Raw genomic sequence first — 14,294 nt, forward strand, 5'->3', positions numbered from 1 at the left:
TCCCTGACAACTAGAACCCGACACCCTCAGTCCAGAGGGCATATTTCTGCTAGCCGATACGAGTTGTCAAAGTCATTTTGCTTAATGCGTGATATTCTCAATAAAGCAGGCCGGTTATTGTTTAGGTCAAGCTGGTTTTTGCTGTTGACGTTATTCTTGCCCTTCTCCATGACAATGCCAGATATTTTGCGGCTTGATGCTGTGACGAAGTCATACACTCCAGCTTCACCGCCAGCCGTAAACAACGTCAGCTTCACCCTAAAGCAGGGAGAAATTCTAGGTTTATTGGGGCCATCGGGCTGTGGGAAAACAACGCTGCTGCGCTTGATTGCCGGGTTTGAGCAGCCGGAACAAGGCACAATTTATTTAGATCAGCAGCCGGTATGTGGACCATGCTGGTTGCCCCCCGAACGCCGTGATGTGGGTATTTTGTTCCAGGACTATGCCCTGTTTCCCCACTTAACGGTAGAAAAAAATGTCGCTTTTGGGCTGCAACAGCGGTCTCGTCGCAGTCAGCTTTCAGGCGACCAGGTGAAGCAGCAGACCGTAGAGGCGATTGCCCTGGTGGGGTTGAGTGGTCTAGAGCATCGCTTTCCCCATGAGCTTTCTGGTGGGCAGCAGCAGCGGGTGGCCTTGGCTCGGGCTCTAGCGCCTCGCCCAGCTTTGATTTTGCTGGATGAGCCTTTTAGCAACCTGGACGTGCAGGTACGGCTACACCTGCGTCAGGAGGTGCGCGATATCTTACGGCAGGTGAGTGCTTCAGGGGTATTTGTCACCCACGACCAAGAGGAGGCCATGGCCATGGCCGATCGCGTGGCGGTGATGCGTCAGGGATATTTAGAGCAGTTGGGCACTCCTGAGACGATTTACAGTCAGCCCGAGTCACGCTTTATTGCTGATTTTGTCACCCAGGCCAACTTCTTGGCGGCTTGTCGAGAGGCTCAGGGTTGGCAGACCGAACTGGGCTGCTTTGACATTGCTGTGGAACCTGGCCCCTGTGTGGGGGTGGATATTCTCAGGTCTATGACAGAACCGGCTCGGGGGGATCTAATGCTGCGTCAAGAAGATATTGACTTGGTCCACGATGAGAATGGGCCTTTGCTCGTGCGCGATCGCCAGTTTCTAGGGCGAGAATATAAATATTGTCTGCAATCACCTTCTGGGCGGACTCTTCATGCTCGTTTGCCCATAGGTAACCCAATTCCCCTGGGTAATCGGGTCCGTTTGGTGATCAAGCCTCAGCGAGTGCGCCTCTACGCATCCCAAGCTCCGGATCTCCCTCGGGACGCGAGAGAAGTCAGCCTAGTTACGTCGTGAAGGTTTTGCCGTAAGGTTATGAACGCAGGGATTGGCATCTCCCTTGTCTGATCAATGGAGGCAAGGGTTTATCTGTCTGCTCTTTATCTTTATGGGTAATGTTCTATGCCTTTAACCCTCTGGCCGGTGAGTACCGATGTAAGTTTAAGGTCACTGGCAATCTGCTCAACCATGGCTTTAACCATGGGCTCTATGGCTGCGGCTCTGGCCACAACGCGGCCTGAACCTCGTCCTCTGACCAATACTGACGGGATCGGCCTGCGATTAGCCCAGGACCCTATGGTTGAAACCGCCTTATTCTTTGAAACAGAGACCATGGCTGTGCGGGTCTATCGCCAGGGCTCAAATTACTTAATGAATCTCTACAACAAAACCACTGATGCTGTAGAAGCCAGGGGCATTCCGGCCCGTATTATCCCCAGCAGTCGCGACCAAATTGTGTATCGGGCCGATCGTGGTGAAGCGGAGCGTTTTGCCCGAATTAACGTGCTGAACGAAACGGAGCTAGAAATTATTGCCGCCGATGGCACCTTGGTGCTTAAAGAGCCCGGGTTCAATGCCGTGGTTGGGGTACCTGATGGCTCTACCGATTTTCAGGGTAATAGCGTTGCCCCTGGTACCGGAGCTATTGTGCTTTCGGCGGAGGCGGCTCGCCTGCGATCGCATCCTCGGCTTGGCAGTGACATCCTTGGGGCGGCTAGTCGGCGTGAAATTGTGGACGTCCTCGATCGAGTCGGTAACCCCGATGACGGGTTTATCTGGTACCAGGTTATTTACGATGGCGTGACCGGCTGGGTGCGAGGCGATCTTTTGCAACCTCTTAGGTAGGCGGCGAATCGGTTAACTCCACGATCATCCCCTCCCGAGCGATACAAGTATTGGCAAACGAGGCTTTCGCCTGTTGCTCCACCTGGTCTAGAAAGTCATCATCATGGCAGGGATTATGGTGAAACAAGATCAGTTGATTAACGTGACTGGCTTCAGCCAAACGGGTACCCAAATGCCACGGCGTTAAGCGACAACTGTGGGGTTCTGAGTAAGCCATATCAACGTAGGTGCCATCAAAAATCAACACCTGAGCTGTTTCAGCCAGTAGCATCAAATTAGGGTCCATGGTGGTTTGGGTGGGGTCTGTGTCAGTGGCGTAGACCAACCCATATCCCTGCCAGTTAACCCGGTAGCCTAAAGCATTTGTATGGCGATTAAGGCTAATGGTTTCGATCGCAACCTCCCCCACCTGAATCACATCCCCTGGGCGAATATTGTGGAACGTCATCGTGGCGGCCATGGTTTGTAGCGGCTTGAAAAAGTTAGGCCGTAGCATCTGGCCCATTAAACATTGCTTGATCGAGGCCCCGTTCAGGGCGGCAGCACCATAAATATTGAGGATGGTGGTGGGATCAAACGCTGGATAGAAAAAAGGAAATCCCTGAATCCGATCCCAGTGGGTATGGGTGAAAAATAAATGGGCATCGACCGGCTGAGCCTGCTGAGTGAGTTGCTTGCCCAAGACCCGCAAGCCAGTACCACCATCAAAAATGAGGTGTTGCCCCCCAACCCGCACCTCAACGCAGGCGGTATTGCCACCATAGCGAACCGTATCTGCTCCTGGAGCTGCAATATTGCCCCTAACGCCCCAAAACCGCACTGAAAACCCTGATGACGCCGGGGAAGCTATGGACGGGTCACAATCAGGTATTGCCTGAACTGATGCATCAAATTGGTCTACCGTGTTAGTCATAGCCTAGCTAAAGCGTTAGGGCCTGGAAATGACAAACGCCACAGGTTTCGGTTGAACCTAGGCTGTGGTTCCAACAACCTATAGCCTCAGTGTGCCCCAATATGTCTGATGCCCCTTAGTCTGATGCCCCTTAGACTCAGCGACCTGGCGTAGATTCTGAGTGGATAATGTTCAGTTATACAACATGTCTGGGCCGGGTAAGGTGTGGCCTACGGCCTAGTCTTGAAGTGGGTCGCGCCAGAGGGTCAGGGCGTTGTTGAAGGGTTGTAGGGTAGTACCAGGATAATAAAAATGCAAAATGCGATCGTGACTCCAGCCCAGGTTACCTAATCGATAAGAGCCAGTCTGACTCATGCCGACCCCATGGCCCCAGCCGCCACCCACAAAGCCATAGCCCGTTAGCTGAGGAGCAACCCCAGGGGAGGAATTGCCATCGCTGGTTTCAGCATAAATGGGCTCTAAATAGAACAACAAACTCCGGGGGGCGGCCATCACCCGAACAATCTCGTCTTTTTCCAGGGATACGACGCCGACGTCTGTTTCAATCTCCAGCACCTGAACCCGCCCTGATGTGGCCCGTTCTGCCACCCGCAATTCCAGGACTTGGGTCAGGTGAGCCAAGGGATGCTGCCGACGGCCCAGGTAACCCTTCAGATCTTGGGCAATTTCTGCCAGGCCACTCTCATAGCGCCAGCGAAACAGTCGCCAGGTGTCTTCGTTAAAGCCTTCGTCCAGGGCCAGAAAAGCTCGAATGCTGTCCTCGTTATTCAATGGAAATTGGTTCAGATTCCACACCCCCTGGACTGAATCCACAACAGACCTGAGGTAAGGGCGATCGGGGCCATTCCAAACGTCACTAAAGGCGGCAGTGACTCCCCCGGTGGTGGACGAATAGAGAGCATCGACCAACTCGTCCTCGTAGGTCAACACCTGCCCTTGGGTGGCTCGAATCGCTTGGTCTGTGTTGGTGGCTGTACCCCCTAGCCCCCAGTACACCTGGCACTGGGTATCAGCACAGAGTTGGTAATCATCAATCTCAAACCGGCGCAGGTTGCGCAAGGCATAGGTGCGGGCCAAGATCGCTTGGGCCTCAATGGCGGGCATCGGTGCCCCAGGCCCAATTTCGTGGGGAACAACCCCTCGCAGGTAGGTTTCAATCGGGACATCGTTGACTAGGGTATAAGTGCCATAGGTGTTGGGTTGTAACCTGAGACTGCCACCGTAGAGCCGAGTGACCGGTGGGCTACCCCCTTTATGGACTCGAATTCGGCCGCTAGAGGCGCGAATGTCGAGTGTTTCCCGGTGATAGCGGTAGCCATTCGCCTCAAAAAACGCCTTGGGCACCTGACTGATCACACGACTGTCTAAGAAGACCTCGGCAAATCCTTGATCCCTTAAGTCATTGACCAATAATCGGCGGACCAAAGGGGTCGCATAAACCTCTCGGTTTGCCCAAACCTCCCAGCCGTCTGGCTGGGCAATTTCTGGATCAATCCCTCGCTGTCGCCACTCTTGGGCACTATGTTCAGCACTCTCAAAGCTGCGATGGGTACTCAGAACCACCCGCTCTCGCAGTTGGGCTTCGGGAAGTGCCTCGGGAACCAGACCCAGCACTAGCTTAGGGGTGGTCACTGTTTGGGTTTGCCCATGGGTTGAAAACGTTAAGGTCAGTTGCTCTCCAGCTAACGCCTCAATGGTTAAACCATCCCCTTGATTTTCCCCGAAACGCTGCACCACCCCCACCTCGATAATGGGGTTTTGAGCGGCTTGCCCCTGGGCCACTGACCAAGGGGTTAAGGCGATCGCAATACCGCCCATAGCACCGCATATGTTCCTTAACGACCGCCGCCGCCCCAGAAATCGCTGGCCATAATTGATTCCCAAGCTCCAGCATCCCCTAGTCCAGACCATAGTCCCTATCCACGCTTCCTCCTGCCCTAACCTGACTGCATCGGCTTCAGCAGGGCCAACCCAACTATCTTACACAGTGGTAGCTGGCGTGGAGCAACAGCGCTGGCCCAAAAAACAGCAGCAAAACTTGGCTTCATGCCGTCGCTTCCCCGGGAAGGATGCTCTGTTATACCTCCTCCCAGAGAGGAGACGTGAATTCTTGCTGCATTGGGGCAACCCCGCTGAATATGAAAGGCTTTTGCAAAGTAATCGCCCTCATGTTTAGCCTTGATAGACCACTAGCTTAACCTTTATTTATCACTATTAGCTGATGGGAAAGGTCCTGGCAAAGAGGGGACTGAGCCTTCTATGTCGTGGTTTTAGTCTGTGAAAGATGGGCTTAAGTGGTTGATCTGCATAGTTTTCCCACAACCCTTAATTAAGACTCTTAACCTTGCCTAAAGACTCGATCTAGATTTCTTCTGCATCGCTTAATATTGCCTTTACCTCTGAGAAATAAACTCCTGGTAGGTTTATTTAAGGACAGAAAAAGGTTGATTTGTGCGTGCTATTGACCCTTTTTGGGGTGAGTGGTGGTCTGTACTTACCGGCACCCAGACTCGCCCCGGCGTCCTTTCTTTTTGTGAGGAGTGAGAAACGTTTGACATGATGAAAGTATTTTTGACGGCTTTGTTGGCCGCTCCGGCGACAGCGTTGGCTGTATCTGGACCTGCGATCGCGGCTGAATCTGCTTCCGACCCTGTGGTCAGTTTTGACCAAGCGCCCGTACAACTGGCGCAAATTACCAGTGTGTCCGAATTGACCGACGTACTGCCTTCCGACTGGGCCTTCCAAGCGCTGCAAAGTTTGGTCGAAAACTACGGCTGTATCCAGGGGTACCCGGATCGCACCTTCCGGGGTCAGCGCAGCATGACCCGTTTCGAGTTTGCCGCTGGTCTCAACGCCTGTTTGGATGTGATGGCGGTACTGATTTCCCAGGCTGGCCTTGACCCTGAGGACCTAGCCACCATTCGCCGCCTGCAAGAAGAGTTTCAGGCAGAATTGGCTACCCTGCGTGGTCGGGTGGATGCCCTGGAAGCGGAAACCGCTACCCTGCGGGCTCAGCAGTTCTCGACCACCACCAAGCTGCGGGGCCAGGCTGACTTCCATATCGGCGCTCCCTTCGATACCCTCGACGCTGGCGGCATTGTGGAAGACAGCGTCAGCGTTGCCTCTCGGGCGCGGCTCAACTTTGACAGCAGCTTTACCGGTCGCGATCGCCTGCGAATTCGGCTTCAGGGGCGTAGTGGCGATTTCTTAGCTCCCTTCGGTGGGTTAGCAAATGGTGGCGATGGCAACTTTAATGTCGCCATTGATGACTTCTATTACAGTTTCCCGTTGGGTAATCGAATCACCACCACCATTGCCGCTCGGGGCCTGTCTAATGATGACTGGGTCACCAGTACCATTGTGCCATTTGATGGACCTGGGGTGGCCGATCCCTCTACCCCTGCCTTCTATGGCGCTGGGGGTAGCACCAGCAATGGAGCTGGGATTGGTATCAACTTTGCCCTCACCGATAGCATCATTCTCGACCTGGGATATACCTCTGCCAACTCTGGCGCAACCGATCCAGCCCGGGGGATTACGGCGGCCCAAGGGCAAAGCTATATTGCTCAGCTCAACTTTTTGCCCGAAGGTTTCTTGAATGCAGCGGTGACTTACATTGGTAGCGATAACTCAGCTCCCACCTGGGGAGGGGCACCCGGGCGTACCGATACCTTTGCAGGTCTGCTGAATCTTGACTTTGGCCGTTTCTTCATTGCTGGCCACGCCGCTTGGACCGACTTTGATGGCGGCGACGACTTTAGCTGGACCGCTGGCATCGGCTTCAATGACTTCTTAATGGAAGGGTCTCAGTTTGGGGTCTATGGGGGCCAACTGCCTCAAACCGATGGTTTCCTGGATAATCCCTGGATTGTAGAAGGGTACTACGATATTCCCGTAAGTCAGTTTCTCACCCTGACCCCAGCGTTGATCTACGGCGATGCCAACCTGGGTGGCCCTGACGACACCACCTTCTATGGTGTTTTGCGAGCTACATTCCGGTTCTAGTGATGGTTTGCTGCCTGGCTAACCTCTATCGCTAAACCCCTAACTCAGGAGGCTGTTGGTTAAACTGCCAGCCTCCTGGATCTCTCCTAACCCATACCTCCAGCCATCGAAGGTAAACCAAGCCCGAATCAAGCGAAAAATAAAATCCACATGCCGGGAACATCGGTCCTTAAGCCTCGTCATAGGGTGCGTTGGCTCGATGGCAAAAATCGATCTAGCCGAGACGATAGTGATCTGCTAGTATCGTGTTTGAATGCATGTAGCACTAGTAACGTTCTGTTTTCTAGGCGCTTGATTTGTTCGCTCAAATCGCAGGTCATCCGATGACCTCATTGTTTGGGAAACGTTTAACCTTCTTGAAAGGTGTGAGGAGAGACTAAACTAATGTCTAAGCTACTTTGGAAATCTTTGCTGGCAGTCCCAGCAGCCATGGGGGCGGCCTTTGCCGTTTCCGGTACTGCGATCGCCGCTGAATCTGCTTCCGAGTCTGTGGTCAGCTTTGACCAAGAGCCTGTACAACTGGCTCAAATTACCAGTGTGTCCGAATTGACCGATGTGCTGCCCTCCGATTGGGCCTTCCAAGCACTGCAAAGCTTGGTCGAAAACTACGGTTGTATCCAAGGTTATCCGGATCGTACCTTCCGGGGTCAGCGCAGCATGACTCGTTTTGAGTTTGCCGCTGGTCTAAACGCCTGTTTAGACGTGATGGCTGTGCTAATTTCCCAAGCCGGCCTTGACCCAGAAGACTTGGCCACCATTCGCCGTCTGCAAGAAGAATTCCAGGCTGAACTGGCGACCCTGCGGGGCCGGGTGGACGCTCTAGAAGCTGAAACCGCCGAACTGCGGGCTCAACAATTCTCCACCACCACCAAATTGCGGGGTCAAGCTGACTTCCATCTCGGTGCTCCCTTCGACACCTTTGACACTGGTGGCATTGTTGAAGACAGCGTCAGCGTTGCCTCCCGGGCTCGTTTAAACTTTGATACCAGCTTCACTGGCGAAGACTTGCTACGCATTCGCTTGCAGAGTGGCGACGGCAGCTTCCTTAATCCTGTTGGCGGTCTAGCCAATGCAGGTGGCGACGGGTTCAACGTCGATGTCACTAACTTCTACTACAGCTTCCCTCTGGGCAGCCGGATCAACGCCACCCTGTCCGCTACAGGTCTGGCTGGGGATGACTGGGTCACCAGCACCATCGTTCCGTTCGATGGTCCTTCCGTAGCTGATGCTGGCTTGCCTTCTTTCTATAGTGCTGGCGGCGTACCTGGCAATGCTGCTGGGGTTGGCCTCAATTTTGCCCTGACTGACAGCATCATCCTCGACTTGGGCTACAACACCAGCAATGTTGGTGGTGCCACCAACCCTGCAATCGGTGTGTCTGCGGCCCAGGGTCAAAGCTACATCGCTCAGCTCAGCTTCCTGCCTGAGGGTTTCCTGAATGCCGGTATCGCCTATGTCGGTAGCGACAACTCTGAAGGCTTTGAAGGTGGTGCCTTTGGTCGCACTGATACCTTTGCCGGTCTGCTGAACCTTGACTTTGGTCGCTTCTTTGTGGCTGGTCATGCTGCTTGGACCGACTTCAACGGCGGGGATGACTTCAGCTGGACTGCGGGCCTTGGCTTCAACGACTTCCTGATGGAAGGTAGCCAGTTGGGTGTTTATGGTGGTCAGCTGCCTCAGCTGGCAGGCTATCTTGACAATCCCTGGATTGTAGAAGGCTACTACGAGATCCCCGTGAGCCAGTTCATTACCCTGACCCCGGCTCTGATCTACGGTGAAGCTAACCTGGGTGGGCCTGACGACACTGGTTTCTACGGTGCTCTGCGGATGACCTTTAGCTTCTAAGCTAGTCATCATTAGTTAGATGATTAGTCAGATTACCTGATGCACAAAAGCTCAGCTTTGTTTAGCTGAGCTTTTGTGTTTTCTACCAAGTATGTGGCCAGGAAAGAAACTCTTTTTAACGTCAGTTTGATGGAATCTCATGCAGCAGAAAAGTCGGTCACGTCCCCTCCTTGGAGGGGTGCCCGGAGGGCGGGGTGGGTCAAATTGGCGACAGAAAGTAAACTGCTGAATACGGAAAAAGGCATCCTAGCCCGAGATTAACCCACCCCTACCCCTCCCAGGAGGGGACGATCAGACTCGTTGCTCAAGCAACATTCGCTGTCGAACTCAGGTCTCTTTAGGGCGGGTTCTCCTGCGGAGTTTCCTTTGATACAGCTTGACTCCAGTAACCCTCAGGTAACCATCGTCCGCCCAAGGCTTGAACACGGTCCAGCGACATTGTATATACCCAGGCCTGGGTTAAAAACGTTTGCTCCAGATTGTAAACACCATGGCGTAAACGCTGATACTCGCTGGCCTTGGGGTTATCCGGGTAATATTCTTCGAACTCATCCAGGGTTGTCAGGATCGCCGCATTACCAAACGTGAGAAGAACCCCTTGCACCCACCCCTCCTCTAAGGTCATGGCTGGGTATCCTAACGGCAGACGGTATAGGCGTCCAGGAGCCATAGCCAGTTGTCGATCAGGGGTGAAGGGCTGGCAGAATTGTTCAAAGGCTCCCTCCCCCGGCTTGAGCGTGCCATAGACAAAAAGTTGAAACTCAGGTGACGTCATCGCAGGCTGCCAGTAAACAGGATTGGTCGAACAAGCTTTATAAAGATTTGTTCTGATATGTAGAATTGAACTATCGGCAAGCTGGCCCAAGCAGATCTTCCTTTAAGGATAGTAAACTAGGGCCTATTAAGCTATGCGGCTTAGAAACATAGTCATGGTTCTAGTTATATGAGAATTCTGGTAACAGGTGGAGCTGGTTTTATCGGCTCGCATTTAATTGATCGCTTAATGACTGAAGGGCATGAGGTAATCTGCCTGGATAATTTTTTCACAGGCCATAAACGCAATATTTTAAAGTGGTTGGGTCATCCTTACTTTGAGCTGATTCGCCATGACATCACTGAACCCATTCGCTTAGAGGCCGACCAGATCTACCACCTGGCCTGCCCAGCGTCGCCGGTGCACTATCAGTACAACCCGGTCAAAACCATTAAGACCAACGTCATGGGCACCCTGAATATGCTGGGGTTAGCCAAACGGGTGAAGGCCCGGTTCCTACTGGCCTCCACCTCTGAGGTCTATGGTGATCCGGAAGTGCATCCCCAGTCCGAAGAGTATCGCGGTAACGTTAACCCCATTGGCATTCGTAGCTGCTACGACGAAGGCAAGCGGGTAGCTGAGACCCTGGCCTTTGACTATCATCGGCAAAACAATGTGGATATTCGGGTTGCCCGGATTTTCAATACCTATGGCCCACGGATGTTAGAAAACGATGGCCGGGTCGTTAGCAACCTGGTGGTGCAGGCCCTACAAGGCATTCCCCTGACCATTTACGGCACTGGGGCTCAGACCCGTAGCTTCTGCTATGTATCCGATCTTGTGGACGGACTAATGCGGCTGATGAATGGTGACTACATTGGTCCTGTGAATCTGGGCAACCCTGACGAGTACACCATCTTAGAATTAGCCCAGACAGTACAGTCTATGGTCAACCCTGATGCTGAATTGGTCTATAAACCCCTGCCCCAGGATGATCCTCAACGGCGTAAGCCTGACATTACTCGAGCCAAAACCTTGTTGAACTGGTCCCCCTCTGTGCCCTTAAGCCAAGGCTTAGAATGGACCATTCAAGATTTTCGGGAGCGCCTAGAAAAGGCTAGCACTACTGACAGTTCTCAAACAACCCTACTATCTGTTGCTCAAGCTTGATGCATAGCCTTGAGCGTTTGATTGATTAGACGACCCTGATGGGAAATCTTGCAACTTAAAGCTGGGGTAATGCTCCAAATGTACTGAGCTTTCATAGCCTAATTCAGGCTGTCAAGGGGAGGCTAGGTCAGTATCCTGACTTAAATTGGGGGCTGCTAAAGCTGGTTAAGTGTCCAAAGATTGTGTAAAGCGGGTTTGTTTAGTTGCATTGACGTCATTTGTTACTAACTCACCTACTTTTTAATGCTTGTAGTGGTGTTGAATTAGCCTTTATCGTTATTGAGGTTTATAAGTTATGCGCGTATGTGTTATTGGTACTGGTTATGTGGGCTTGGTAACTGGGGTTTGCCTGGCCCATGTGGGGCACGATGTTATTTGTGTTGATGTCAATGAAGAAAAAGTAAAGTTGATGCAGTCTGGACAGTCCCCCATTTTTGAGCCGGGGCTATCTGAGATTATGCAGTCCTCTATGGCGGCGGGGCATCTCCAGTTTTCGACGGACTTGAAGGCTGGAGTTGAGCATGGGGAGGTGCTGTTTATTGCCGTGGGTACCCCTGCTCTACCGACTGGCGAAAGTGACACCCGCTACGTGGAAGCCGTGGCCAAGGGCATCGGCAGTCACCTGAACGGCGGCTACAAGGTGATTGTTAATAAATCCACCGTACCCATTGGGTCTGGGGACTGGGTGCGGATGATTGTTTTAGATGGCGTCGCTGAGCGTCAGCAGGTGCCTGTGCCAGCCGGTGGGGTACCAGAAACCACCCACCCTGAGGTAATCGCCGATTTTGATGTGGTTAGCAATCCTGAGTTTCTGCGGGAAGGCTCTGCGGTTTACGATACCTTTAACCCCGATCGCATTGTCTTGGGCAGCAACAGCTCCAGGGCGATCGCTATGATGCAGGAACTCTATCAACCGATTGTCGATCGCCAGTTTTCCGAAAATCCGGCGGGTGAGGCCGTCCCGGTGCTGGTAACTGACCTGAGCTCGGCGGAAATGGTGAAGTATGCCTCGAATGCCTTCTTGGCTACCAAGATTAGCTTTATCAACGAAGTGGCCAATATCTGCGATCGCGTTGGCGCTGACGTTACCCAGGTGGCGGCGGGTATTGGTCTAGATTCGCGGATTGGCAAGAAATTCTTGCAGGCCGGCATTGGCTGGGGCGGATCTTGCTTCCCGAAGGATGTGGCAGCGTTGATTCACACCGCTGATGATTACGGTTACGACGCCCAGTTGCTAAAATCAGCGGTTACTGTCAACGAGCGGCAGCGGCAAATCACCCTGGAAAAACTACAGCAGGTGCTGAAGATTCTCAAGGGTAAGACGGTTGGCCTACTAGGGTTGACCTTTAAGCCCGACACTGATGACATGCGGGATGCTCCCTCGTTGATTTTGATTGAGCAACTGAATCGGTTAGGGGCGAAAGTCAAAGCCTATGACCCGATCGTATCCCAAAGTGGCTTACGCCATGGCCTCAGTGGGGTAATTGTGGAAACCGACCCGGCCCATTTGGCCGACGGCTGTGATGCGTTGGTCCTGGTCACGGACTGGCACCAGTTTCAAGAGTTGGACTATGCCGCCATGGCAGAGCGCATGAGTAGCCCGATCATGATTGATGGCCGCAACTTCCTCGATCGAGAATCAATCATGCGAGCCGGCTTCCAATACCTGGGGATTGGCCGTTAGTACGCCGGTACAGATCCCAGGGTTCTGTCCCTGAATGCCTCAAAAAACGTAGCTAATCAGCCCAAGAATCCTGGGATCTTGACAGTCTGTACCAATGCCAATGCTCTAGTGCGACGTCAAGACTAAAAATTGGGGTTCCGTAGGTTGGGTGAAACGCAGTGTAACCCAACAGCAGTCAGCCTTGTTGGGTTCTGCTGGCGCGCCACCCAACCTACAAATTTAGAATTGACCTGCCACTAGGCATCAGCGATCGCCCTTTCACGGGTTTTAGGATAGCCCCGCTTGGATAAGCGGGGCATTTTGTAGCGGGTTGCGCACTTGCCCTGGGCCTCAGGCTGAAAATAGCCCCAATGGCAGTGGCCCATAGGTGCCGACTAGCTCAGCCATGTCTGGTTCGGTGGTGTGGAAGGTAATCAGTACACCCCGGGAATTGCCGCTGTAGTCATCCAGGTACCAAGCGCCCTTCAAGGTATTGAACTTAAGGTAGATGGGGCCCTGGCGTTCGGGCAGGTCAAGGTTGACGGTCACCCCCAAAGCGGCTAAGAAGCTTTCCATGGCGGTTTTTCCCTCTGTCAGAGAGTCAGCACAAATGCCTAAGGTTTGATACTCAGACCACTCGTTGAAACACTGCAAGTCGGCTTTGACCTGGTCAATTTCTGCCGGAGTGAGCTGAGCCGGGGTCTTTAGACAACTAAATCGATTCAGCCGTTGGCGGATGGTGGACAGTTGATCCTGGGATGGAACTGGGGGGATAACAGACATAGCAATAGAAACAGTAGGGCGGTTAACGGATAAACGTGTTACTGAGTGGCAAGGTTGGGCTTACTAAATCAAGCAAAGATGGGCCAGGAAAAGATGGCCAAACAGCCCATCGCTAAGGATGCTGAAATGACTTACCACGTGCGCATGACCGATATGCCTGAAAGCGATCGCCCCCGGGAGCGATTGTTGACCTCTGGGGCTAAAAGCCTCTCAACAGCAGAGCTACTGGCCATTTTACTGGGTACTGGCCAGGGATCGGGAAAGCTCTCTGCCGTGGGGTTAGGTCAACTGATTCTGCAGCAAATGGGCCAGAACCAGCGGGACCCCCTCAGTGCCCTCCGAGATGTCACAGCTCATGACTTGACTCAGATTTCTGGGGTGGGTCCAGCTAAAGCCACTACAATCTTAGCGGCCATTGAGTTAGGTAAGCGAGTTTTGCAAGCGATCCCGCCTGAAAAAACGGTTGTCGACGATCCGGCGATCGCGGCGGCAGCCTTAAGCCATGAGCTAATGTGGCAAGCCCAAGAGCGATTTGCGGTGGTTTTGCTGGATATCCGCCATCGGTTGCTGGGCACGAAGGTGATTACCATTGGCACGGCCACCGAAACCCTGGCCCATCCTCGGGAAATCTTCAAAGAGGTGATTCGCCATGGGGCGGTGCGCTGCATTGTGGCCCATAACCACCCTAGCGGCAACCTCGACCCCAGCCCAGAGGATTTATCCTTGACCCGGCAACTGCTGCAAGGGGCACAGATTTTATCGATTCCGGTGCTAGATCACTTGATTATCGGCAATGGCGACTACCGCAGCCTGCGTCAGACAACCCAGCTGTGGCAAGAGACGCCCCAGGCCGCTTAGGCTCAAGACCCCAGGGCCTTGCTTAGATGATTAGTTATAAACCTTGGAGCATCCCAGGACAGCACCCTGGAATCTGTCCTGACAAACCACTAGTGGTCTGTCAAGACTAAAAATTAGGGTAAGTGCTTTGCAAAAGTCTTGGATCTTCAGGGAGGTTG

11 protein-coding genes are annotated in these 14,294 nt (G+C 53.1%); 7 read left to right on the plus strand and 4 right to left on the minus strand.

Translation table 11 applies throughout. From position 1 onward, the window contains the following. Positions 1-168: 168 nt before the first annotated feature. On the plus strand, positions 169-1,317 hold the full coding sequence (locus E1H13_RS09675) for an ABC transporter ATP-binding protein (protein WP_169613206.1): 1,149 nt from the start codon (positions 169-171) through the stop codon (positions 1,315-1,317). A 171-nt stretch (positions 1,318-1,488) separates the two neighbouring features. After that, positions 1,489-2,145 carry an SH3 domain-containing protein gene (locus tag E1H13_RS09680; RefSeq protein WP_169613207.1) on the plus strand — a complete coding sequence of 219 codons (657 nt, stop codon included), beginning with the start codon at positions 1,489-1,491 and terminating at the stop codon, positions 2,143-2,145. Here E1H13_RS09680 and E1H13_RS09685 read toward each other — a convergent pair. Then, positions 2,138-3,058 carry an MBL fold metallo-hydrolase gene (locus tag E1H13_RS09685; RefSeq protein ID WP_169613208.1) on the minus strand — a complete coding sequence of 307 codons (921 nt, stop codon included), beginning with the start codon at positions 3,056-3,058 and terminating at the stop codon, positions 2,138-2,140. The genes E1H13_RS09680 and E1H13_RS09685 overlap by 8 nt on opposite strands. A gap of 216 nt (positions 3,059-3,274) precedes the next feature. Then, on the minus strand, positions 3,275-4,876 hold the full coding sequence (locus E1H13_RS09690) for a SpoIID/LytB domain-containing protein (protein ID WP_240966565.1): 1,602 nt from the start codon (positions 4,874-4,876) through the stop codon (positions 3,275-3,277). A gap of 738 nt (positions 4,877-5,614) precedes the next feature. Here E1H13_RS09690 and E1H13_RS09695 point away from each other — a divergent pair. Together E1H13_RS09695 and E1H13_RS09700 are read left to right on the plus strand one after the other, a co-directional pair. Then, entirely contained in the window at positions 5,615-7,063 is a 1,449-nt protein-coding gene (locus tag E1H13_RS09695) for an iron uptake porin (RefSeq protein ID WP_169613210.1), read from the plus strand. Between the two features lie 384 nt (positions 7,064-7,447). Continuing rightward, on the plus strand, positions 7,448-8,908 hold the full coding sequence (locus E1H13_RS09700) for an iron uptake porin (protein ID WP_169613211.1): 1,461 nt from the start codon (positions 7,448-7,450) through the stop codon (positions 8,906-8,908). 337 nt (positions 8,909-9,245) lie between these two features. Here the strand turns inward: E1H13_RS09700 and E1H13_RS09705 are convergent, their stop codons facing one another. Next, entirely contained in the window at positions 9,246-9,773 is a 528-nt protein-coding gene (locus tag E1H13_RS09705; protein WP_169613212.1) for a gamma-glutamylcyclotransferase family protein, read from the minus strand. A gap of 78 nt (positions 9,774-9,851) precedes the next feature. Here E1H13_RS09705 and E1H13_RS09710 point away from each other — a divergent pair, with 78 nt between their 5' ends. Continuing rightward, positions 9,852-10,832: a UDP-glucuronic acid decarboxylase family protein gene (locus tag E1H13_RS09710; RefSeq protein ID WP_169613213.1), complete on the plus strand. Its 981-nt coding sequence runs from the start codon at positions 9,852-9,854 to the stop codon at positions 10,830-10,832. Between the two features lie 295 nt (positions 10,833-11,127). After that, positions 11,128-12,516 (plus strand): UDP-glucose/GDP-mannose dehydrogenase family protein, encoded by a 1,389-nt coding sequence (locus tag E1H13_RS09715; RefSeq protein WP_169613214.1) that lies wholly within the window; start codon positions 11,128-11,130, stop codon positions 12,514-12,516. 330 nt (positions 12,517-12,846) lie between these two features. Here the strand turns inward: E1H13_RS09715 and E1H13_RS09720 are convergent, their stop codons facing one another. After that, a complete protein-coding gene (locus tag E1H13_RS09720; RefSeq protein WP_169613215.1) occupies positions 12,847-13,278 on the minus strand; it encodes a DUF1824 family protein in 432 nt (143 codons plus the stop codon). A 126-nt stretch (positions 13,279-13,404) separates the two neighbouring features. On the opposite strand from E1H13_RS09720, the gene radC reads away from it, so the two are divergent. After that, positions 13,405-14,136 carry a DNA repair protein RadC gene (gene radC / locus E1H13_RS09725; protein WP_169613228.1) on the plus strand — a complete coding sequence of 244 codons (732 nt, stop codon included), beginning with the start codon at positions 13,405-13,407 and terminating at the stop codon, positions 14,134-14,136. The last annotated feature ends 158 nt before the right edge of the window (positions 14,137-14,294 follow it).

This window comes from Nodosilinea sp. P-1105, from assembly GCF_012911975.1.
Taxonomy (GTDB): domain Bacteria; phylum Cyanobacteriota; class Cyanobacteriia; order Phormidesmidales; family Phormidesmidaceae; genus Nodosilinea.

What these genes read in the sequence shown, in the direction of transcription:
- E1H13_RS09680 (WP_169613207.1), top strand. Translation starts at nt 1,489, where the DNA reads ATGGCTTTAACCATGGGCTCTATGGCTGCGGCTCTGGCCACAACGCGG.
- E1H13_RS09720 (WP_169613215.1), bottom strand. Translation starts at nt 13,278, where the DNA reads ATGTCTGTTATCCCCCCAGTTCCATCCCAGGATCAACTGTCCACCATC.
- E1H13_RS09685 (WP_169613208.1), bottom strand. Translation starts at nt 3,058, where the DNA reads ATGACTAACACGGTAGACCAATTTGATGCATCAGTTCAGGCAATACCT.
- E1H13_RS09675 (WP_169613206.1), top strand. Translation starts at nt 169, where the DNA reads ATGACAATGCCAGATATTTTGCGGCTTGATGCTGTGACGAAGTCATAC.
- E1H13_RS09715 (WP_169613214.1), top strand. Translation starts at nt 11,128, where the DNA reads ATGCGCGTATGTGTTATTGGTACTGGTTATGTGGGCTTGGTAACTGGG.
- E1H13_RS09700 (WP_169613211.1), top strand. Translation starts at nt 7,448, where the DNA reads ATGTCTAAGCTACTTTGGAAATCTTTGCTGGCAGTCCCAGCAGCCATG.
- E1H13_RS09695 (WP_169613210.1), top strand. Translation starts at nt 5,615, where the DNA reads ATGATGAAAGTATTTTTGACGGCTTTGTTGGCCGCTCCGGCGACAGCG.
- E1H13_RS09710 (WP_169613213.1), top strand. Translation starts at nt 9,852, where the DNA reads ATGAGAATTCTGGTAACAGGTGGAGCTGGTTTTATCGGCTCGCATTTA.
- E1H13_RS09690 (WP_240966565.1), bottom strand. Translation starts at nt 4,876, where the DNA reads ATGGGCGGTATTGCGATCGCCTTAACCCCTTGGTCAGTGGCCCAGGGG.
- radC (WP_169613228.1), top strand. Translation starts at nt 13,405, where the DNA reads ATGACTTACCACGTGCGCATGACCGATATGCCTGAAAGCGATCGCCCC.